18 protein-coding genes are annotated in these 21,458 nt (G+C 38.8%); 5 read left to right on the forward strand and 13 right to left on the reverse strand.

Annotation, left to right across the window (positions count from 1 at the left end; genetic code table 11):
* Positions 1-16: 16 nt before the first annotated feature.
* The 5 genes from gldD to AC4IF5_RS18675 form a co-directional block, all read right to left on the reverse strand.
* Positions 17-574, reverse strand: a complete 558-nt coding sequence (gene gldD, locus AC4IF5_RS18655; RefSeq protein ID WP_490737188.1) for a gliding motility lipoprotein GldD — start codon at positions 572-574, stop codon at positions 17-19.
* A gap of 44 nt (positions 575-618) precedes the next feature.
* The gene (gene mutY / locus AC4IF5_RS18660) at positions 619-1,653 is read right to left on the reverse strand and encodes an A/G-specific adenine glycosylase (RefSeq protein ID WP_490737190.1); all 1,035 of its coding nucleotides are present in this window, start codon (positions 1,651-1,653) and stop codon (positions 619-621) included.
* Between the two features lie 83 nt (positions 1,654-1,736).
* A complete protein-coding gene (locus tag AC4IF5_RS18665) occupies positions 1,737-2,207 on the reverse strand; it encodes a hypothetical protein (protein WP_490737192.1) in 471 nt (156 codons plus the stop codon).
* Between the two features lie 65 nt (positions 2,208-2,272).
* Positions 2,273-3,634: a DUF5458 family protein gene (locus tag AC4IF5_RS18670; RefSeq protein WP_490737194.1), complete on the reverse strand. Its 1,362-nt coding sequence runs from the start codon at positions 3,632-3,634 to the stop codon at positions 2,273-2,275.
* 20 nt (positions 3,635-3,654) lie between these two features.
* A complete protein-coding gene (locus AC4IF5_RS18675; RefSeq protein WP_490737196.1) occupies positions 3,655-4,101 on the reverse strand; it encodes a type VI secretion system contractile sheath small subunit in 447 nt (148 codons plus the stop codon).
* A gap of 579 nt (positions 4,102-4,680) precedes the next feature.
* On the opposite strand from AC4IF5_RS18675, the gene AC4IF5_RS18680 reads away from it, so the two are divergent.
* The gene (locus AC4IF5_RS18680; RefSeq protein WP_490737198.1) at positions 4,681-5,727 is read left to right on the forward strand and encodes a hypothetical protein; all 1,047 of its coding nucleotides are present in this window, start codon (positions 4,681-4,683) and stop codon (positions 5,725-5,727) included.
* 59 nt (positions 5,728-5,786) lie between these two features.
* On the opposite strand, the gene AC4IF5_RS18685 is transcribed toward AC4IF5_RS18680, so the two are convergent.
* From AC4IF5_RS18685 to AC4IF5_RS18695, 3 genes are all read right to left on the reverse strand, one after another.
* Positions 5,787-7,883, reverse strand: coding sequence for a M13 family metallopeptidase (locus tag AC4IF5_RS18685; RefSeq protein WP_490737200.1), 2,097 nt, complete (start codon positions 7,881-7,883; stop codon positions 5,787-5,789).
* A 466-nt stretch (positions 7,884-8,349) separates the two neighbouring features.
* Positions 8,350-10,407 (reverse strand): M13 family metallopeptidase, encoded by a 2,058-nt coding sequence (locus AC4IF5_RS18690; RefSeq protein WP_490737202.1) that lies wholly within the window; start codon positions 10,405-10,407, stop codon positions 8,350-8,352.
* A gap of 204 nt (positions 10,408-10,611) precedes the next feature.
* Positions 10,612-11,862 (reverse strand): CinA family nicotinamide mononucleotide deamidase-related protein, encoded by a 1,251-nt coding sequence (locus AC4IF5_RS18695; RefSeq protein ID WP_490737204.1) that lies wholly within the window; start codon positions 11,860-11,862, stop codon positions 10,612-10,614.
* 113 nt (positions 11,863-11,975) lie between these two features.
* Between AC4IF5_RS18695 and AC4IF5_RS18700 the strand changes: the two genes are divergently transcribed.
* A complete protein-coding gene (locus tag AC4IF5_RS18700) occupies positions 11,976-12,449 on the forward strand; it encodes a DUF7832 domain-containing protein (RefSeq protein ID WP_490737205.1) in 474 nt (157 codons plus the stop codon).
* A 154-nt stretch (positions 12,450-12,603) separates the two neighbouring features.
* Here the strand turns inward: AC4IF5_RS18700 and AC4IF5_RS18705 are convergent, their stop codons facing one another.
* The 3 genes from AC4IF5_RS18705 to AC4IF5_RS18715 form a co-directional block, all read right to left on the reverse strand.
* Positions 12,604-13,146 (reverse strand): lipocalin family protein, encoded by a 543-nt coding sequence (locus tag AC4IF5_RS18705; RefSeq protein ID WP_490737207.1) that lies wholly within the window; start codon positions 13,144-13,146, stop codon positions 12,604-12,606.
* A gap of 69 nt (positions 13,147-13,215) precedes the next feature.
* Positions 13,216-13,950 (reverse strand): LytR/AlgR family response regulator transcription factor, encoded by a 735-nt coding sequence (locus AC4IF5_RS18710; RefSeq protein ID WP_490737209.1) that lies wholly within the window; start codon positions 13,948-13,950, stop codon positions 13,216-13,218.
* A 206-nt stretch (positions 13,951-14,156) separates the two neighbouring features.
* Complete coding sequence (locus AC4IF5_RS18715; RefSeq protein WP_490737211.1) at positions 14,157-15,938, reverse strand: histidine kinase; 1,782 nt, start codon at positions 15,936-15,938, stop codon at positions 14,157-14,159.
* A gap of 261 nt (positions 15,939-16,199) precedes the next feature.
* On the opposite strand from AC4IF5_RS18715, the gene AC4IF5_RS18720 reads away from it, so the two are divergent.
* The gene (locus AC4IF5_RS18720) at positions 16,200-16,874 is read left to right on the forward strand and encodes an SIMPL domain-containing protein (RefSeq protein ID WP_490737213.1); all 675 of its coding nucleotides are present in this window, start codon (positions 16,200-16,202) and stop codon (positions 16,872-16,874) included.
* 76 nt (positions 16,875-16,950) lie between these two features.
* Positions 16,951-18,144, forward strand: coding sequence for a vWA domain-containing protein (locus AC4IF5_RS18725; protein ID WP_490737215.1), 1,194 nt, complete (start codon positions 16,951-16,953; stop codon positions 18,142-18,144).
* Between the two features lie 197 nt (positions 18,145-18,341).
* Here AC4IF5_RS18725 and AC4IF5_RS18730 read toward each other — a convergent pair whose 3' ends face one another.
* Complete coding sequence (locus AC4IF5_RS18730; protein WP_490737217.1) at positions 18,342-19,547, reverse strand: NAD(P)/FAD-dependent oxidoreductase; 1,206 nt, start codon at positions 19,545-19,547, stop codon at positions 18,342-18,344.
* Positions 19,548-19,662: 115 nt separating this feature from the next.
* Between AC4IF5_RS18730 and AC4IF5_RS18735 the strand changes: the two genes are divergently transcribed.
* Entirely contained in the window at positions 19,663-20,043 is a 381-nt protein-coding gene (locus tag AC4IF5_RS18735) for a SpoIIAA family protein (RefSeq protein WP_490737219.1), read from the forward strand.
* A gap of 208 nt (positions 20,044-20,251) precedes the next feature.
* Here the strand turns inward: AC4IF5_RS18735 and AC4IF5_RS18740 are convergent, their stop codons facing one another.
* On the reverse strand, positions 20,252-21,451 hold the full coding sequence (locus tag AC4IF5_RS18740) for an MFS transporter (RefSeq protein WP_490737221.1): 1,200 nt from the start codon (positions 21,449-21,451) through the stop codon (positions 20,252-20,254).
* Positions 21,452-21,458: the final 7 nt, after the last annotated feature.

A 21,458-nucleotide genomic window follows, 5' to 3' on the forward strand; every position in this document is an offset into this window, starting at 1 on the left:
TGTATATTAAAAGTAATTATTTTTTCCACTCAAAAGAGTCCAGCAGGTGTTTCATATCGTTTTTGATATAGTTGACTGCAGGAGCCAGAGAATCCGGCTTTGGTCTCGTATTAAAGTATAGATAGGCAGTTACAAAATGTTTCGTACTGTCTGTAATGTAAAACTGAAGATTAGAAGCACTCTGCCCTTTCAGCTCATAGAAATTCCCGTATACTTTCTTTTCAGGATATTCAAAGGATTTCGTATCAATAGAACTTGCTTTTATGGTATGCTCATACACCATTTTTTCAGTTTCCCTGATATGTTCTGCAAAGTCATTCTGTATCGGATAATAGGTAACGAAAATCTTTGCTTTCATTTGAGGATAATTCAGATAAAACCAGCAAGGTTTCTTTGCCGGTGTGATCGAAGCAAAATCCGAATATTCAAAGGTGTAGGCACAGCCGTTTTCAAACTTTTGGTATTTCGGGGCCGGATATTCCAGACGCAGTTCTCCATAAGGTTTCGGAACCGGGTCTTTTCCGCATGAAATTAAAAGCAGTGATACAAAAATAAAAATGACTTTTTTTATCATTTTGCAAAAGTACAAATTAGATTTCAGATTTCGGAAGACAAATTTCAGTCTTTCAGAGAGTTTTGAATGTAATTTTCCAAAGGCTTTGGAAAGGATTTTTCATGAGAAGCTTCCACGTTTGTGATCAGGTATTGATTTTCAGAGATAAAATCATTCCATATCTTTTCTGAAGTCACCGTCACATTAAATATTTCAATGCTTAAATTCTTGTGGGTCAGCTTATGGGTAACTGTTTTTGAACTGGTAATGAATGGCTGCATATCAGCGGGGATAGCTGAAGGAAATTCAAATAATTTTTTCCAGATAAAGTCATCACCTCTCTGGCGGATCAGAAATTGTCCGTTTCTGTGAACAAAATAATAGGTCAAAGCAAGGTCTTCTGCCTTTACTTTTTTAGTTTTTACCGGATAATCTGAGATCTTTTGGGTAGAAAATGCCAGACAGTCCTCATTGACGGGACATTCTCCGCAAAGAGGATTTTTAGGCTTGCAGATTTCAGAACCGATATCCATCATTGCCTGGTTGAAATCACCTACATTTTCCGGCATCACCAGGGTAGCGAGCTGAGAAAAATAGGCAAATGCTTTTGAATTCGAAATGTCAAAATCATCAGCAAAAAGGCGGCTCAAAACACGATAGAAGTTTCCGTCCACCGCAGGAATTTTCCCGCCGAAACATATGCTGGAAACTGCTGCAGCCGTATACTTCCCTACTCCTTTCAGCTTTAAAATTTCTTCATACTGATCGGGAAATACTCCCTGATAATCATTCATGATCTGCCGAGCAGCCTTATGAATATTGATCGCTCTGGAATAATAGCCCAGACCTTTCCAGTACAGCAAAACTTCATTTTCGTCAGCTTCTGCCAACGTTTTTATATCCGGAAACCTTTCAATGAAATTATTGTAGTGATTAAGCCCCTGATTGATCCTCGTCTGCTGAAATACGATCTCACAGATCCAGATCTTATACGGGTCTTTTGTCTGTCTGAAGGGCAGATCTCGTGCATTATTTTTATACCATTCCAAAATTCTGTTTCCTACGTGAAGAAACCCTGGGGCTGTTCTATTTTTTTCCAAAAACCAATCTGTTTTAAATCATTGAAGAGATGGCAACCCCTCCATTCCTGAGCATTATTTTGATGCTGCAAAGATAGGTTTATTTATTTTTTCTTCACAGAATATACAGGAGCTGCTTTTAGCCACTGATATTTGAGGTTCCGGTCTTTGGCAATCAAACGGTATCCTTCAAGTTTTTTCAGGTAAACATACATGGAATCACTGTTTTTTATATTCAATTTATAGGGAGACAAAAACAGCATCGGCATTTCCACGGTAGAATCCCTCACTGTTTTTAAAACTTTTCCGGATCCTACTTTATAAAGGAAAAATGATTTTCCACGGCCTTTTGAGCTATCTGCGAGCTTTACGCTTGAACTTGCAAGAACCAGCTCACTGCCATCAAAACATTCATCCTCATTCATGATATAAGCTTTTCCTTCCTGGCGTTCGTCTGCGAAAAGATCATTTTCATAACGGCCGGGACTCTGGTATTTTTTTTCACAGCTTACCAGGAGCACCATCAGCAAGGCAGGAAGCCCCATGATCAGCTTTTTATTCATATTCAAATTCATAGATATTGGTAGAAAAAAACCGATGTAAAAATTGCATCGGTTTTTGATATTTAAAATACGTTTTTTTATTCCTGAGTGTATTCTGCATCCCATTCGTTACCATCATCTCCTTTGTGTCCGTCAAGTTTAATAACGAAACTCTTTGTAGGGAAATAAGGTGTCATACGGATATCAAGCCATACTCTGTCTTTATTTACTCTATCCTGCTCGAAACGTACGATCTTGAATTTTTCGATCAGTTTGTCCGGTCCTTTGATATTATCCAGGAACGTTACGATCTGTCTTCTCAAATCGTCTTCGTTTTTAGCATTCCAGTTTTCGAAAGCTCTTCTGTTCAGGAAGTCTAGTAATACTTTCGTTACATAGTCGAATACACGAACTACTGAATAGGTCTGAAGACCGATGTTGTCTCCTGTAAACAATGTCTTTGCAGAGAAAGCCATAATTTTTCCATATTCATTGACCATGGGTACAAGGCCCATTTTTTCCAACTGAGAAATTTCACTTTTCTTCAGTTCAAATTTTACGGCATCCACTTCATTGATGTTACCGTGCTTTTTACCTGCTGCTACCTGAGACATCAGTGTTTTGTGGATTTTACCGGCCAATGAAGTGGAAGGTGGAAGCTCTACGTTCTCTTCTTCTCCTACTTCTTCAGCTTTTCCACGTCCTACCAGCCAGTTACACGTCATGATAACGTTACTTCTGTGAAGCTCACCTCCTGTAAGGTTCGCAGAGTGGAACAGATCTACCACATCGTCCGGTTTATCAAGGTTAGCGAAGTCTGTAACCATCATGACTTTATTTTCGTTACAGATCTTTGCCCATTTCTCAATCACCTTATTCGACCCTAAATATCCTGGTATTGCAAGGATTGAATAGTTATCTCTAAGGTCTAAACGGTCGTAATAATTTTTGAATTCTTCAGAAATGGCATCGATGAACAAAGGGTTATCCAAATCGGAAACCTGATCAAGGCTTGCATTTACTATACTTACGTTATCCACTTTGTCCAATTCTGTGTTTTTGTAGAATTGGGCTACAGTTCTGTAGTTGGTTTCCAACAGACGAACGGCATCCAGTGTATTCTTTAAGTTCTTCTTTAAATTCTGATCGGCCTGCTGTGCTTTGTTTTTACACGTTTCAGCCATTTTATCTGCAGATTCGTTTCCTTCCAGAAGGCTCACCCAAAGGTTAATCTTCTGAAGAAGTTCTTTTCTTTCGTCTGCTTTATTTCCATCGTTAAGGAAAATTTCTTTCCTTGCCTTTCTTGTCGGGTTCATATTGGCGATACCGTCTACAACGGATTCAACAAAGCCAAAACCTCCCATTTTATTGAGCTCTGCAAGTGGGTTGCCCTTCGGCTGACCCGAGTGCTGCTGCTGTCCCTGCTGCTGGCTTTCCTGCGCCTGTAATTTGCTATCCATGATTTAATGTAAGTCTTTAATTATTTTTCAAGTTCCTGTGCTACTTCTTTCAATACTTCCACAAACGCTGCTCTTGTCTGATCGTTCTCCAGCATATTGCGTAGAATTTTATTGGTTTTCAGCTGACGTACAATCTTATTGTACTGCTCCTGTTCCATGCTCAGCTGCTGCAGATAGTCTGACTTCTGAGTAAGGCTTTTAGGAGTAAAGTCGCCAAGATTTTGAAAGCGAAATTCTTCATCAACGACTCCTCCATCCTCTGTTTCATGCTGTACCGACACAGAAGGCTGGAAATGTTTGAAAACGTCTTCCACTGTTTTTAATCCTGTTACAATTTCAGGGGTATAAGATTCTTCTGTTGTAAGCTGACTTACTATCAGTGATTTATTTTCCTGTATTTCCTGAATAGCTTCATTAGCGTCTACTTTTACCTCGTTTCCGCCAACACCATAATTAAACATTGCCATATTATTATTATTTTGAGATTTACTATTTTGATTTGGATCTGTCTTTGAGTAATTTACAGACGAATCAAATAAATTACCAATCCAATGTTTAAATTTAAAAAAAAACTGTAACATACAAAATTTTGTCAAGATTTTTCTTGACTTAATTAAATTTACCTATACTTATTCAACATAAAATCATAATCTTATGATGTCACTAAGCTATGAAAAATAAATAAAATCATTCAAGAAAAAATAAAATAAAATCTTTGTCCGCTTTCGTCTTATACAAAAGCATCAAATGAATGTTAAAATAACCTGAGTTCGGGATAAGGCACTTTACCTGAAAATAAGATTTGGAAGCTGGAGGCTGGAAGTTATTGAGGTTTGAAAACAGCTGAAAATCAATTTCATTCATATTTTAAGAAGTACTTCATCAAATTTTACGATAACTACCAGAAATTATTTGTCCAATATTAACTTCCAGCTTCCCTCTTCCTGACTTAAACCTTTGTTTCTTATCCCGAACTGAGGCTAAAATAAGAATTCCTCAGGCGTTACAAAAAATATTCTTTATATTTAAACAAAGTGAACAGTGTCATGAAAGATGTAAAGATAGCGTTTAGAAAACCAATATTTCCAGTTTCAGAAGCATTACAGCAATATTTGGAAAAATATAACAGAACGACCAAGATCAAGTTTCTGTATGAAGACCTCCTAAGGTTTAGCGACAGTGTGAATATTCTGGATAAAGAAGGCAAAGATACTTTGTGGCTTGGGGTATTGTACTCTGAATATGAGTTTAAAGAAATAGAGGCTAATTTAAATAAGATTTATACCCTCCTCCATTCTGACGGAGATACCGCTACTTTACCTTATCTGAAAGTGGATACGATCGACTTCTGTACCTTCGGGAACTCTAAGCCTTTTCGGGTTCGGGTACGAAATATACTTAACGATAATTATACTAATTTCTATATTAAGCAGGCCGATGCTTCCCGAATATACGGACTGGAACTTGAAGATTTGCTTTCTCCCAACCGCATTAACTTTCTGGTCTACAAAAACACTTTGATAGAAGAGCATATTTTAGGAATTCCCGGAGATGTTTTTATTCAGAAACATATGTCCAACTGTACAGAATTGGAAAAGGCACAGATTTCCAAGGAATTTGTGAAATTCAATGAGCGTTGCCTCATCGGGCTCCTTGGTGACATGCGCTCTTATAATTACGTTGTTATTCCGATACACGATTTCGACCAGGTTATTTACAGAATCCGTCCCATCGATTTTGATCAGCAAACTTATGAAGGGAATCTGAAAGTCTATCTTCCACAGTATTTCAAGGAAAACAGCCAAATGGTAAATATGGTGCTGGAAAAACTGAAGCCAAGCTCTATAGAACAATACCGTAAGGAAGTACGTTCACAAATCGTAAAAAGAGTGACCAGCAGCAAAAGCAGATTCGATGAGCTCATTTCTATTATGAAAAAAGACAATATCGCTCCGGAAGCCAATGTGATAGAACTAAGGACGGCTTTACAAAAGCTCACCTACGATGTCAATTTCAAGTATTGTAAAAGCATGGGAGACATTATAGAAACCGGAATAAAGTTTGTTCTCCGGAATTATAAGAAAGAATATTAAAAAGAGAATCCAGCTCACGTTGAGCCGGATTCCTTCTTTTCTAACAATTGTTGGTAAAACTACCAGATTTTTATTCTGTCCTGAGGAGCTTTATACATTTTATCGCCAGGTTTGATATCAAAAGCCTGGATAAACGAATCCTGATTCACCAGCGGTCCGAATGCTCTGAACATTCCCGGAGAGTGCGGATCTGTTTTTACCTGGTTGATCATATACTGATCGGTAGCTTTGGTTCTCCAAACCGTTGCCCAGCTCATAAAGAATCTCTGATCCTGAGTAAATCCACTGATCTTGCCAGGGTTGCCTTTGTCTTTAAGATACATCTGAAGGGCGTCATATGCCACCGCTACTCCACCAAGGTCTCCGATATTTTCACCACTTGTAAACTTACCGTTAACAAAGCTTCCCTTTACAGGCTCATAAGCGCTATACTGAGCCGCCAATTGCCCTACTTTTGCATCAAAGTTCTTACGGTCAGCATCTGTCCACCAATTGTTAAGATTTCCATCTCCATCGAAGCGTGAGCCACTATCATCAAATCCGTGAGAGATTTCGTGTCCGATAACAGCCCCGATACCTCCGAAATTCACGGCTGCATCTGCTTTAGGATTGTAGAAAGGAGGCTGAAGGATAGCTGCCGGGAATACAATTTCGTTGTTTGATCCGCTGTAATATGCATTTACAGTCTGCGGAGACATTCCCCATTCTGTTTTGTCAACAGGCTTCCCTACTTTATCCAGACTTCTCTGATACTGCCATGCTGCCACATTCTGAAGATTGGAGTATAATGTTGCTCCCTGTTTCGGAGACTCTACTTTCAATTGGGTATAATCTTTCCATTTATCAGGATAAGCGATCTTCACTGAAAACTTAGACAGTTTTTCCTGAGCTTTTATTTTGGTTTCAGGAGACATCCAGTCTATATTGGCGATATGGGTTTTGAATGATTTTAAAAGGTAATCGATGTAGGTTTCCATCTGCTGTTTAGCTTCAGATGTAAAGTATTTATCAACATACAGCTTACCGAAAGCTTCTCCTAAAACACCATTGACAAGGGTAAGCCCTCTTTTGTTCATAGGACGCTGCTCTTTCTGTCCCTGTAGATATTTAGCATAAAAATCAAATCTGATCTGCTCTAAACTGTCATCAAGGTTGCTTGCATTCCCGTTAATGATGTGATATTTCAGGTAATCTTTTAGTAAAGGAAGGTTTTTCTGCGTTACGAACTGATCCATATTCTGGTAATATTTCAGCTCTCCGATGATCACTCTGTCCGTATTTACTCCTGCGTCCTTCAGATATTTCGCAAGATCAACATTTTTCACGATACCGGATAGTTCTGATACATTTTTAGGGTTGTATCTTAAATTGGCATCCCTGTTTTGCTCAAGAGTCAATAGATAATTGGCCAGTTGCTTTTCAAAATCAACAACATTCTGAGCTGCCTGAGCTGAATTCTTATATCCCAGAACTCCGAACAGTTTGCCGACATATGCCTGATATTCTGCCAAAGTCTTGGTATTGGCATCGTTTACTTTCTGGTAATAGTCTCTTCCCAAGCCAAGGTCCGGACCACCTAAGTAAACCGCGTTCATTTTGGAGTTCTTCATATCAGCGCCTACTCTCCATCCGTAGAAAGAATTGTCACCTAATTTTGTAGCCTCCAAAAGGTATTTCTGGAAATCATTAAGGTTTTTAATCGCATCTACTTTTGCCAGATCAGCTTTAATTGGCGTCAAGCCTTCAGCATTTCTTTTAGCAGTATCCATAAAAGAAGCATAAAGATTCTGGATCTTCTGTCCTTCTGATCCTTCCGGATAAGTTTCCGTAAGAATTTTATTTAATATATCCAGCGAAGCATCATCCACATTTTCTCTCAATGCATTGAAAGATCCCCAGTTCGCTTTATCGGAAGGGATCTGAGTAGTTTTCACCCAATTTCCGTTCACATAGCTAAAAAAGTCATCCTGTGGGCGTACACTTGTATCCATATAAGATAAATTGATCCCCTCCTCTTTCACTTCTTCTTTTACCGGCTCTGCAACGGCTGCCGTAGCTTCAGTTTTTTTCTCTGTCCCTGCAGTCTTTGCCGCACCACACGAATTGAGAAATACAACACCCGCAAGGGCAAGTATTCCAATATTTAGCTTTTTCATTAAAGATAATTTTTGATTTTACACAAACTTATCAAATATACGAACTTTAATGATAAGTGATGAAGGATAATTGATAATTGATGAAGGGACGTCCGGGTTTAAAGTTTAAAGTTCAAGATTTGATGTATATGCCTTTTAAAAATTATTGATAAGTGAAAGAGAGATTTTAGGTTTGGCTAAAGACGGATTATATTTTAAGCGGACTCAATGCCTCTGCTATTGATTCAGTTTTGATGAAAAAATTTATTTAACCACAGATTTACTCAGATTTTCACAGATGTTTATATACAAGTGTTATTAATACCTGTGGTTGATACCCCCCTTCGAATCTTCTATTTGACACCTATCCGGAGGAGAAGAATAAAATAAGCCCATCATTACAAATCAGGGCTGCCACGCCCAACTTCTAACTTCTAACTTCTAACTTCTAACAAAAAAACCGCCCATTGCTGAGCGGTTTATATTGTTACCAGATTTTGATTCTGTCTTCCGGAGCTTTGTATAATTTATCTCCTTTTTTAACGTCAAATGCTTTGTAGAAGGCATCAACGTTGATCAACGGACCGAAGCTTCTGAAATATCCCGGAGAATGCGGGTCAGTTTTCACCTGATTGATCATATATTTTTCGCTGGATAATGTTCTCCAAACGGTTGCCCAGCTTAAGAAGAATCTCTGATCCTGAGTGAATCCGCTGATTTTTCCAGGGTTTCCTTTATCTTTTAAATACATCTGAAGGGCATCGTAAGCGATATTTACTCCTCCTAAGTCTGCGATGTTTTCACCATTGGTGAAAGTACCGTTTACAAACGTTCCTTTTACCGGCTCGTATTTATCATACTGGGCAGCCAGGGCTTTGGTAGCTTTTTCAAAGTTTGCTTTATCTTCCGGAGTCCACCAGTCTACCAGGTTTCCTTCTGCATCGAACTGTGCTCCTGAATCATCAAATCCGTGACTCATTTCGTGACCGATAACGGCACCGATTCCTCCGAAGTTTACGGCCGCATCAGCCTGAGGATTGAAGAATGGCGGTTGAAGGATCGCTGCAGGGAATACGATTTCGTTATATACAGGATTGTAATAAGCGTTTACAGTCTGTGGCGTCATACCCCATTCTGTTTTATCAACCGGTTTTCCGATTTTAGCCAAGTCTTTATTATATTGCCACTCACCGATATTCTGAAGGTTTTTGTATAGTGTACCTCCTTTAGATTCAGGAATGATCTCTAATTTTGAATAGTCTTTCCATTTATCCGGATAAGCCACCTTCACCGTAAACTTATTCAGCTTCTGCATCGCTTTCTCCTTAGTGGTAGATGACATCCAGGCTAGGTTATTGATGTGAACAGCGAAGCTTTTCTTTAAATAATCGATCAGCTCCACCATCTGAGCCTTAGCTTCTGCCGGGAAATATTTATCAACGTATAATTTACCGAAAGCTTCTCCCAGGTTTCTGTTGATCAGCTCAAATCCTCTTTTGTTAAGAGCTCTTTGTTCCTGCTGACCTCTTAAGTATTTACCAAAGAAATCAAATTTCATGTCCCCTAACTTTTCACTAAGGTATGAAGCGCTTCCATTGATCATGTGGAATTTCAGATAATCCTTAATTACAGGAAGATTCTGAGCATTGACCAATTGATCAAAGTTTTTATAATATTCCAGTTCTCCGATGATGATTTTATCGGTGTTTACCCCTACTTTTTTAAGGTAAGCAGGAAGGTCTACTCCTTTTACCAAAGCTGAAAGCTCAGCCATTGTCTGAGGATTATACTGAAGAGTATTATCACGGCTTTGCTCATTGGTCAGATAAGTCTGCGCAATCCTTTTCTCATAATTAACGATACCTTTTGCAGCTTCATCAGCATTTTTATATCCTAATTCTTTCAGCATAGAAGCTACATATTTCTGATATTCAGCAATAGCTTCTGTATTTTTTTCGTTTACTTTCTGATAGTAGTCTCTTCCTAAACCAAGAGCAGCTTCACCTAAGTAAACGGCATTCATATTAGAATTCTTCAGATCAGCATATACTCCCCATCCGTAGAAGATATTTTCACCTTCTTTCGTTACGGAAGCCAGATAGTTCTGAAGGTCAGCCATATTTTTTATAGCATCGATCTTAGTCAGGTGCTCCTGAATAGGTTTGATCCCGTCAGCATTTCTTTTCTGCATGTTCATATAGGAAGCATACAGATCCTGGATTTTTTTTCCTTCACTTCCATCAGCAAACTTATCTTTCAAAAGAGAGTTCAGGATCGTCATGGAATTGTTATCCGTGTCTTCCCCAAGTTTATTAAAACTTCCCCAGGTTGGCTTATCGGATGGAATTTTAGCCGTTTTCATCCAGGTTCCGCTCACATAATTATAAAAATCATCCTGTGGGCGTACTGAAGTATCCATCAGGCTAAGGTCTAAACCTTTGTCTGTATTATTAACTGCTGTTTTAACAGCTTTAGCTTGTGCGCTCATTGTATTTTGAGTGCAGATCCCTGCTATTAGAAACAGAGAAAGCGTTAGTTTTTTCATTATGATAACAATTTATACAATATGTATGATTTATTTATTATTTGTTACTTTTTCGTAAAACAAATTTAAACAAAAAGTAAGATGCTGCTCATTCTTTTACATTTCATGTTCTCTACATTCCTCTAAAGATAAAATACGACGTCCTGCTGCACGCTTTTTCAGATTTTGCTGTTGTAAGAAAGATCTGCCAAAGCTCTGATTTTTTTAACCGGTTATCAGAAGTCCCACCAGATCCTGGATCACCTTCTGGGAAACGAAATCCATAAAATCTACTCTTTCCAGATGCGGCATATATAATTTTGATGTCACCTCCTTATTACCGATTCTTATTGAATAATAAACTGTTCCTACCTCTTTACCATCTTCTCCTTTTTCTGGCCCTGCAACTCCAGTGGTGGAAAGAGATATATCGGTATCAAACAATTCCTGACAGCCTTTTGCCATTTCCTGTGCCACCTGCTCGCTGACTACGGTAAACTGATCTACGGTTTCTTTTGAAACGTTTAATATCCTTATCTTTTTCTCTGTAGCATATGCCACTATTCCTCCAAGATAATATTTTGAGCTTCCGGAAACTGAAGTGATCATTTTGGCAAGTTCTCCTCCTGTACAGCTTTCTGCTGTAGAAATGGTGAGTTTTCTTTCGGTAAGTATTTCTGCCAGGATATTCTCAATCTTATCTTCAGAAACGGCAATTACATGATCTCCCAGTAAAGGAAGCAGTTTCTGAATTTCATCTTCCGTCTGTTGCTGTAAAGCATTTTCATTGTCTCCGGATACAGTCAGCCTGAGCTTTACACGGGTTCCGACAGGAAGATAGGACAATGCCATATTTTCGGGAAGCGCCAATTCCCAGTCTTCTATCGTGTCTGCGAGAATGCTTTCTGGAATTCCGACTACAGAAACAATCCTGGTGTGGATATAGTGAAGTCTGAATCTTTCCTGCAAATAAGGAACGATCTGGTCTTTGATCAATGGTTTTACTTCATAGGGAACTCCCGGAAGACTATAGCATAGCTTTCCATCCAGCTCCATCATCATACAGGGTGCCGTTCCGTAATGATTTTGAAAAACTATTGATTTCGTAGGCACGAAAGCCTGTTCTTTATTTCTTTCGAGAATATCCAGACGTCCCCTTTTTTCCATATAACCTTTAAGATGATTAAAGGTTACTTCATCCAGGGCAATTTCATCATTGAAAAATTCTGCGAGCGCTTTTTTGGTCTTATCATCCCGGGTTGGACCAAGCCCTCCTGTTGTGATAACCAGGTCTCCTAGTTCAAAGGCACTGTTCAGTGCATTTTTAATGGTTTCCACCTCATCTGAAATAGTGAAGATCTGTGAAACTTTTATACCGATATTCTTTAGTTCAGAGGCAATAAAATTAGAATTGGTGTCTATTGTATTTCCGGAAAGGATTTCATCTCCTATAGTAATCAGAACAGCTTTTTCCATGTTTTGTTTTCGAAAAAATTCTGGTACAAATGACGGAAAATTCCCGTTGCCCGGCAATATAAATTGATTTTTTCTATTTTTGACGGAAATTTGTACAACTATAATTAAACATTATGTCTAAATATGATGATGCTTCATGGCATTATGGTGGTGATTTCCCTGAAGGACTTCCTGAGAAAAACGGAGCAACACATACAGGAATGTTCCTGAACTGGTGTATCAATAATGATCTTATTTCTGATGAATTGAAAGAAGACGGAGCAGAGGAAATTGAACAATTGAAACGAAGAGAAATGACAGGAGCAGAATTTGTCATGAACTGCTGTGACGGAAAATTCTCTGAGTATGATCTGAATGACCTTGGAAACAGCTTTGCCAAAGATTATTATGCAGACGATACCGACTTCGGAAACAAATACAGCTCATTTGCTGATGATTACGTCAATCTTTTTGATGCTAAAGCTGAGGAAAATGACTACGAATACGAAACGTTTTACCACATTGAAGATACCTATGAAAACTATGACCTGATGAAGCAGGTTATTGATCACCGCTTTGAAGAGTGGAAGGAGTATGTTGGGAGCTAAGAGGCAAAATTGCAAAAAGGCGAAAAGGCAAAGAATACTGATAGGATGATAGCCGAATAAGTTAATTAAAGTAAAATCGCAGAAAGATAAAAAATTGTTAAACGAATATTTGTTAGCCTTTTTTATCCTTTTGCTATTTCACCTTTTTACCCTATTATTGATTATGCTTCACCCAGATCAGCTCATCGGTATTATAGCCGATTTTTTTTGCTTTTTCCAGGAAACGCTGCCGTATGCTTTCCGGAATGCTGGTCGTACGGGATAAGATCCACAGATATTTTAAGCTGCTTCCAGCCACCAGGGCATATTGATAGTCCTCATCAATATCAATGACATTATAACCCGCCCAGATGGGTTTGAAAAATGACACTTTCAGCCGGGCTTCGGTTTTATCTTTTACAAATTGGGCCTCCCCGATAGATTCATTCCATACTTTTTTGAGATAATCATAGCCTTTATTTCTGACCTGAATGCTACCATCCTGATTTTCCGAATATTCCGCGGTAACATTATCCATATTTTTCTCAAACCTGTAGTCAAAACGGGCGATCTCGTACCATCTTCCGAGGTATTTTCCGGCATCAAAATTCTTTACTGCAACTGCTCCTCTGGGAATTCTTACAGAACACGAGTTGAAAATGATCAGTCCCAACGCCCCCAGCGAGACAGGGAGTATAATTTTGTGAAGGGTCTTCATAACAGAGATATTTTGTGTGATTAAAAACGTCAAAAATAGTGCCTTTAGGCTGTTAAGAAACAATAAATTCTATGAAAAAACTTTCAGGAAGTTGTCTTTAAAGCTGCCTGAAACCTCAATTTCCGTATTGTCAGCAAGCATTACAGTTCCGCTTTTATGATAGGATTTTACAAATCCGGTATTGATGATATGGGAGCGGTGAACCCTTACAAAAGGATTTTCCAGCAGATCATCAAAATGCTTCAGAAACCGGCAGACCATTTTCTTTGAGCCATCGGTAAGATACACCTGTGTAAAGTTCCCATCCGCCTGAAGCCTGAGAATATCTTCTGTTTTTACCACGTCAAACCCCTGTAAAGTTGGAAGTATAAGCTGTTGTTTTTCAGGTTTTAACTTTAAGTTTTCCAGTAAAATTTTATTCCGGTTGAGTTCTTCTTTTTTTTCCAGGCTTTCAGCCACCTTATTCACGGCCAATATCAGTTCCTGAATGTCTATCGGCTTTAAAATATAATAGCTCGCAGATCTATTCAAGGCCTGCAGCGAATATTGTGAAAAGGCAGTAATGAAAATAGTTTCATACGAAAATTCCTTGGTGGCCTCCAATACATCAAAAGCATTTCCAAAAGGCATTTCCACATCCAGGAAGACCAATTGTGGCTGCTTTTCAGTAATCAGGGGCACCGCTTCTCTGATATTTTCAGCCTCGCCCAGAATTTCCACCTGTGGGCAATATTTGGTAAGATAGCTTCTCAGGACTTCTCTTGCTATGGTCTCATCGTCTATGATTACGGCTTTTATTTTCATTCGGTCGGATGCTAGGTGATTATAGGCTATAGGTTACTGACTGCAAATTAGGAATATTTACCCATTCATACAATCTTAAACCTATTGGGAAATCGGTCTAAACCTTTTTCCATTTCCAGGCATATCTTACGATCAGGATGGTAATAACACACTCCGGAATCGCCAGAAAAGTATAAGACGGATTGCAAATGAAAATTTGCCCTGTTCTAGGACATATTAATCTTAATCGTCACCAGAACCCCGCTGTTGTTTTCTTTGTCAGTTACTGAGCAGGTAATATCTTTTTTGTACAGATCATTCAGCAGCTGGATTCTTTCCATGGTATTTTTCATACCCCGCCCTTCTCTGGTTTTTTGATGCCGGGTTTTCTGCTTTTTACTTTCTTCAATGCCTATACCGTTGTCATCAATCATGACCTTCAGGTATTGATCATTTTTTTCAAAGCTTAGCTTTAAAAATCCTTTATCGGCTCTATATCTCAATCCATGCCAGATCGCATTTTCCAGAAATGGCTGCACAAGCATTCCGGGAACCTGCAGGCTTTGAAGATTCAGGTTTTCATCTGCTTCAATTTCATAATCAAACTTATCTGCAAAACGTGTTTTTTCCAGAGCAAGGTAATTGTGAAGAAGATCAAGCTCCTGTTGAAAAGGGATAAAGTCTTCTGTAGAATTTTCCATCACCCCACGCATCAGTTTGGAGAATTTCGTCAGGTACTGGTTCGCTTCCAGTTCGTTATTGGTCGCAATAAAATGATTGACACTATTCAGACTGTTAAAGATAAAATGCGGATTCATCTCTCTTCTCAGCGACTGAAGAGCAATTTTTTTGTTTTTAATCTGCACTTTTTTCAGGGTTCTGAAAATAAAAAAGATCAAACCGGTCAAAAGGATCAAAGCCCCTATCAGACCATAATTGAAAGCATTTTTCTTACGGATGAGCTCATCTTTCAGTTCCTTTTCTTTTTCCAGCTGTGAAATTCTCTGTTCGGTATCTTCCAGTATCTTATTGTCAACGAGACTTCTGTCTTTGGAAACCAGATCAGGAAGCTTTCCCAGAAAATCCCTGTACAGATGTACGGAAGCATCGGTATTTCCGGCTATAGCGTACAGGCTGTCCAACTTTTTTACGCTTTTCTGAGCTTCCAGGGTATGTCCTTTTTCTAAAGCGATTCCGTAAGCATTCTTCAATAAGCTTACCGCTTCTGCCGGATCGTTCTTCTTTATATAAATATCAGCCAGCTCCTGAATCTGATTCACTTTTTCCTGTGAATTATCTTTTACAAAATCTTCTTTCAGCACTTTCTTTTTAGCTTCGATCGCTTTATCAAAGTTTTTATTTTCAATATAAAAATCAGCCAGTTTCTGGTTGATGGCCAATGCCTGTTGGGGAGCATCTTTTTTTGAAATGCTATAAGCGGCATTAAGATTTTCTTCTGCTCTGGAAACATCTTTCTGCCGCATATTCACCTCCGCCAGCTGGCTGTAGCTGTCTGCCAGCTCTCCCTGCTCACTCTCCTTTTTGCTCAGATTGATATTATTCTGAATCGCTTCAGCCCTTAGCTCCGGCGTAGGAGAAGAAAGCCTTGTCACATCATTGGTATTGACAGCCTTGCTCTTTTCACTGTAGCTCATTTGAGCTGCCATGCTGTAATTGCTGATGGCAGGCGTTATTTTATTCTGTTTTTCCTGAGCCTGCGCCAGCTTACGGATAGTAGACTCAAGATTTTTCTTATCATTGAGATTCTGATAAATATTTCTTGCCTTGATCAGATATTCTTCACTTTTGGCAAAATTCCCCTGATTGTAATAGTCATTAGCCATCCCCACATAAGTATCCGCAACACCTTTATTATCGTTCTTATCCACTGCTTTTTTCAGTTTCGAAGCCGATTTGAGCGCTTTGGAAACCCTTGCAGTATCCTGTGCAATGAGAGAATTCCCCAATGCAAACATGATCATAAACAATATTCTAAAAACTAATTTCACGGATTTCAGATCTTTACTGCAAAGTAAGTAAAACTTTATTTATAGTCTTCTATCCTTTACCAAGTCAAAACCTTATTTCACCAAGTTGCAATTGTGAAGCAGCCTGAAGCTCTCCAACCGCAAAAGACCCAAAAGCTTAATTTCTTTAAAGGAGATACAACAACTCACCAAGTGAAAGCTCCATTTCACCAAGTCTCCCGGCTTCCGGGTTTCAGAACTGCCTAATTTTACTCCAGAATTTAAAATTAAAAACAGGAAATTATGAAATTGAAACATTTTTTATTGATCGGAATTTTAACATTAGGAAGTTTTGTCAATGCACAGGAAGTAAAGAAGAATGCCATTGAAGTAACGGGAGTGGCAGAAATGGAAATAGAACCGGATGAGATCATCTTCAGTATCGGAATAAAGGCGGATAATAAAAATGATCTGGCAGATAATGAAAAGAAATTATTTGAAACTTTAAAAAGTGCCGGAGTAAAGAATGAAGACATCAAATTCAAATCGATGTACCAGAATATCTATTCCAAGACAGCAAAGTTCACCAAGAATTATCAGTTTAAGGCCAGCACAACATCAAATATCAGCAAAATCTTTGAGGACCTGAATCAAAAGTGGGTAAGCAGCCTGAACATCGCAGAAGTAAAGAATACCAAAATTGCAGATTTCAGAAAAGCCGTAAAGATCAACGCCTTAAAAGCCGCTAAGGAAAAGGCAGATTATCTGTTGGAAAGCATGGGTAAAAAGACGGGAAATGCGATTGAAATTGTTGAAATAGAAGATTACACCAGCGATACTGTACTCCCTGTCGCTTACAAAACCCGAATGAGCAATGTACAGTTAGAAATAGCGGATGCTTCAGCAGATTATTCTTTTGATAATATTGAAAATATTAAGCTGAAGTACAGCATCAAGACAAGATATGAAATCCTTTAAAATAACAGATTTAAGAGACAGTCCGAAAGATATGCAGGTAAGATATTATAACAGATAACCTATAAAAAATAATAATATGACAACTTTAAAAATTTTAGCACTCGCAGCGGGAACAGCTTTTTTAAGCTCCGGTACCGTTACAGACACCCGCTGTTCAAAAAGTAATGTACATAACGGCAGCCTGTCTGTACAAAATGCATCCGTAATTCCGGTCAGTACGACAACAAAGGATAATAAAATTCAGGTAGCCCTTTTACTTGATACTTCCAACAGTATGGACGGGCTGATCGACCAGGCCAAATCAAGACTCTGGAATATTGTCAATACTTTGACCACATTAAAGTATAACGGCCAGGCACCACAGATCGAAATTGCTCTTTATGAGTATGGAAACGACGGAATCCGCGATGAGAACTACATTCGTCAGGTTACTCCTCTTACCCAGGATCTTGATCTGGTTTCGGAAAAACTATTTGCTTTAAGAACCAATGGCGGAAGTGAATATTGCGGAGCTGTTATCCGTGACGCTTCTACCAACCTCAACTGGGATGGTAACGAGAAAAGCATGAAACTGATCTATATCGCAGGGAATGAACCCTTTAATCAGGGAAGAATAGGCTATAAAGAAGTCATCTCAAAAGCAAAGGATAAGAATATCTACACCAATACTATTTTCTGCGGAAGCCGGGAAGAAGGTATTCAGAGTTTCTGGCAAAACGGAGCCACCATAGGCGGCGGAAAATATTTCAATATTGACAGTGACAGAAAAGTGATCTACATTGAAACGCCTTATGATACCAGAATTTCGGAATGCAATGCCAAACTGAATGACACCTACATCTATTACGGAAACCGCGGTTCTGAATACAAGCTCAAACAAATTGCCCAGGATAAGAATGCAGAAATACAGTCTGTATCCAACCTTGTGGAAAGAACGGTTTCCAAATCCAAAAAGAATGCTTACAAAAATGAACATTGGGATCTGGTAGATAAGGCTGAAAAAGATGCCGGGTTTATTGCTGCTGTAAAAGAAAGCGAGCTTCCTGATGAACTGAAGGGTAAAAGTAAGGAAGAAATTAAAAAGGCAATCGCTTCAAAATCGGCGGAACGTAATAAAATTCAAAGCGAGATCGAGGAGCTTTCCAAAAAACGTCAGGCCTATATCGATGGAGAAATGAAAAAAAGAGGGAATGATGATTCTGATGATCTTGGAAAAGCGATTGAAAGCTCTATCCTGGAACTGGCTAAGAAAAATGGATATAGCCTGTAAAATAAATCAGGTGCCAAAGTTTTTACGCTGCAGGCTATTGTATTGACCACTAATGCACGAATTTTTTATTCGTGCATTAGTGGCTATAATAATTTTATGAAAAATAAAGACCTCACATCTAAAGCAGATGGATCAAGTATTCATAATCCCCCTGTAAAAGAATAAGCCTTTTGTGACTTTTGCGGTTAAAATATCTTTTACCTTCCAAATTTAAAATACCTGGATAGCGGGTGCTTTTTATTCTTCATAAATAAAGAAGCCATCTCCATTCCCGTGACCGAAAAGGTAATTCCATTTCCTCCGAAGCCAAGGACAAAATAAGAGTTCCTGAACTTTTCATGTTCCCCGATATAAGGAAGACCGTCATCAGTTTCCCCAAAGGTTCCCGCCCATACAAAGTCTGAATAGAAATGATAGTCAGGCTTTATCTTCTTTAGCTCCTTTACAATTTCCTTTTCCTTTTTATCCAATAGGGCATCCCGTTTTTCCGCATTATAAAAATCTTCATCCCCACCTCCTATCAAAAGCCTTCCGTCATCGGTCGTCCGCATATAGAGATAAGGATCATTAGTATTCCACACCAGTGTATTATTGATATTTTTGAATGTATCCTGATCTATTTCGGAAACTACAGCATAGGTACTTTTCAGATTAACAAAGTTTTCTTTCAGCAGCTCTTTGCTTTCGAACCCGATGCAGTAGATGATCTTCTTAGCCCGGATCTGAAATCCACTTTCCGTAACGGCTATATTAAATCCTTTATGATATTCCACTTTTACCATCTCGGTTTTGTCAAATATTTTCAGCCCTTTCTTTACATTATACATGCATAATTCGTGAGCAAATTGAAAGGCATCAATACTTGCTCCCTGTTTTGACAGGATCCCACCATAAGTATTTTCAAACCCGAACTGCTCCAAAATCTGTGCTTCTGACAACCATTTCACCTCAAATCCCGATTCTTTTCTGGCTTCGTATTCTTTTTTCAACCATTCAGCATCTTTCTTTTTTGAAGCATAGTACAATGACTTTTTACGTTTGAAACCTGCACCGGACCTTATCTGTTTTGAAATCTTTTCAATGGTATCAATAGCATCACTGCAGGCTTTATAGCCAGATACTGCTCCTTTCTCCCCTATCATTTCTATCAACTCATAAAGAGGAACATCTATTTCATATTGCAGCATTGATGTTGTAGCAGAAGTACTCCCGTTACAGAGCTCTCTTTTGTCAATAAGGATTGTATCATATCCGTCTTCCATCATCTGATGAGCAATAAGACTGCCCGTAATGCCGCCACCCACAATGAGAACATCACATTGCTGATCTGCCTTTAATGATGGATATGAAGCCATCAGCCCGTTCTTTAAAAGCCAAAAAGGTTCGTTTGATTTAAGATCCATATTTATATTTTTATATTAATCGTAACAATTTTTATACCTATTTTAACAGTTTTTCACCAAATTGTGGTGTAATTATTGTTGTTTCTATAAATTAAACCACCATAAAATATTCATTATGATAACAATTATTCCAGAAGCTCCGGAAAATGTCGCGGCATTCAATGCAACCGGAGAAGTAACAAAAGAGGATTTTGAAAAACTGGTAATTCCGCGGGTAAAGGAGAAGGTTGATCAGTTCGGTGAATTGAACTACTTACTGTATTTGGATACTGATCTGGGTAATTTTACCATGGGAGCATGGCTTGAAGATGTTCTTTTAGGTTTAAAAAATCTTGCCAACTGGAACCGTGCAGCAATTGTTACGGATAAGGAAGGCATACAAAACTTTACGAGTATATTCAGCGTCCTGACGCCGGGAGAATTTAAATCTTTCCCCAAAGAAAATTTATATAACGCCCTCTATTGGTGCAAAAACGGTGATGAAGTAGAAGCCTAAACCTATTTATTATATATAAGCAGCCTGTTTCTCTCTTTGAAACAGGCTGTTTGTATTTTATAATTTTCTCTCCCAGATGCGGGTGATTTCTCCTATTTTTTCCACAATTATCTGCTCAACCCTCAAAATTAGCGAGAGATCAAATACCTTCAGCATAATAAATAAGTTTTATTTTGCTCGCAGATTAACGAGATCATGCAGATTATTTTTACTTGTCACATGAAACGCATTCTGCAGTTTTTTCTTCTTCATCTGTTCCTGCGCCGTACAGATACATATATCTTACACTTACAACAACACCAATGAAGGTCATCCCTACTCCTACCAGCGAGGGATAATTGAAAGGCAACCCGTATTCTAAAGGTATTCCTCCCAGAAAAGCTCCCATTGCATTCGCAATATTGAAGCCTGCCTGCATAAAAGCGGCGGCCATCATTTCACTTCCTGGAGCGGCCTTCATCATCATAATATTGATGGGTGCCGCAATAGACATGGATAAGGCTCCGCACATAAAGGTCAGCACAAGAGCAGTATTCTGATGTTCGGAAAGGAAGAATACTCCCCCCAAAGAGATCATCATCAGGAAGATCAGCAAAACACAGGTTTTTTCAGGACCTAATTTGTCAGAAATAACCCCTCCGGCCAGGTTTCCAACGACCATACCTGCTCCTGCAAGCACCATTACATAGGCCATCTGACTGCTCTTTATTCCTGCCACTACAGTCATCAGCGGTGTAATATAGCTCAACCAGGTGAAAAGTCCTCCAAATCCAATTGCCGTGATGGTAAGCACCAGCCAGGACTGTTTGTTTTTAAGGAATTTCAATTCTTCCAGGAAGTGGGTGTTTTGATTGGATGGCATATTAGGAAGCCATAATTTCAAAAATAACAGGGCAAAAACACCAATTACGGCTACAACGGCAAAGTATAGCCTCCAGTGATATATATGTCCGATATAGGTCACCAATGGCACCATCGCCAGATTGGCGACGGTAAGTCCCGTAAACATCATCGATATATACAATGCTTCTTTTCCTTTTCCTGCCATTTTAGAAGCCACCACAGTACCTACTCCAAAGAATGCTCCGTGAGGAAGCCCTGACATAAATCTTATAATCAGCATGGTCGTATAATTGGGAGCTACAGCAGAAAGCCCGTTGAATAAGGTAAACAATAGCATAAAGGCTATTAAAACTTTTTTAGGCGGAAATTTCACGGAATATCCGATAAGTATTGGTGCACCGATCACCACTCCCATTGCATAGGCAGAAATTAAATGCCCGGCTTGCGGAATTGAGATCTGCAATGTTTTGGCAATATCAGGAAGCAGTCCCATAACAGTAAATTCTGTAGTTCCTATTCCCAAACCGCCTATGGCCAGCGGTATTATTCTTTTATCAATCTTCATTATCTCT

The sequence above is a fragment of the Chryseobacterium sp. UF-290 genome, from assembly GCF_058245615.1.

What these genes read in the sequence shown, in the direction of transcription:
- AC4IF5_RS18675 (WP_490737196.1), bottom strand. Translation starts at nt 4,101, where the DNA reads ATGGCAATGTTTAATTATGGTGTTGGCGGAAACGAGGTAAAAGTAGAC.
- AC4IF5_RS18695 (WP_490737204.1), bottom strand. Translation starts at nt 11,862, where the DNA reads ATGGAAAAAGCTGTTCTGATTACTATAGGAGATGAAATCCTTTCCGGA.
- AC4IF5_RS18740 (WP_490737221.1), bottom strand. Translation starts at nt 21,451, where the DNA reads ATGAAGATTGATAAAAGAATAATACCGCTGGCCATAGGCGGTTTGGGA.
- AC4IF5_RS18685 (WP_490737200.1), bottom strand. Translation starts at nt 7,883, where the DNA reads ATGAAAAAGCTAAATATTGGAATACTTGCCCTTGCGGGTGTTGTATTT.
- AC4IF5_RS18730 (WP_490737217.1), bottom strand. Translation starts at nt 19,547, where the DNA reads ATGGATCTTAAATCAAACGAACCTTTTTGGCTTTTAAAGAACGGGCTG.
- AC4IF5_RS18720 (WP_490737213.1), top strand. Translation starts at nt 16,200, where the DNA reads ATGAAATTGAAACATTTTTTATTGATCGGAATTTTAACATTAGGAAGT.
- AC4IF5_RS18665 (WP_490737192.1), bottom strand. Translation starts at nt 2,207, where the DNA reads ATGAATTTGAATATGAATAAAAAGCTGATCATGGGGCTTCCTGCCTTG.
- AC4IF5_RS18735 (WP_490737219.1), top strand. Translation starts at nt 19,663, where the DNA reads ATGATAACAATTATTCCAGAAGCTCCGGAAAATGTCGCGGCATTCAAT.
- AC4IF5_RS18705 (WP_490737207.1), bottom strand. Translation starts at nt 13,146, where the DNA reads ATGAAGACCCTTCACAAAATTATACTCCCTGTCTCGCTGGGGGCGTTG.
- gldD (WP_490737188.1), bottom strand. Translation starts at nt 574, where the DNA reads ATGATAAAAAAAGTCATTTTTATTTTTGTATCACTGCTTTTAATTTCA.
- AC4IF5_RS18700 (WP_490737205.1), top strand. Translation starts at nt 11,976, where the DNA reads ATGTCTAAATATGATGATGCTTCATGGCATTATGGTGGTGATTTCCCT.
- AC4IF5_RS18710 (WP_490737209.1), bottom strand. Translation starts at nt 13,950, where the DNA reads ATGAAAATAAAAGCCGTAATCATAGACGATGAGACCATAGCAAGAGAA.
- AC4IF5_RS18725 (WP_490737215.1), top strand. Translation starts at nt 16,951, where the DNA reads ATGACAACTTTAAAAATTTTAGCACTCGCAGCGGGAACAGCTTTTTTA.
- AC4IF5_RS18690 (WP_490737202.1), bottom strand. Translation starts at nt 10,407, where the DNA reads ATGAAAAAACTAACGCTTTCTCTGTTTCTAATAGCAGGGATCTGCACT.
- AC4IF5_RS18680 (WP_490737198.1), top strand. Translation starts at nt 4,681, where the DNA reads ATGAAAGATGTAAAGATAGCGTTTAGAAAACCAATATTTCCAGTTTCA.
- AC4IF5_RS18670 (WP_490737194.1), bottom strand. Translation starts at nt 3,634, where the DNA reads ATGGATAGCAAATTACAGGCGCAGGAAAGCCAGCAGCAGGGACAGCAG.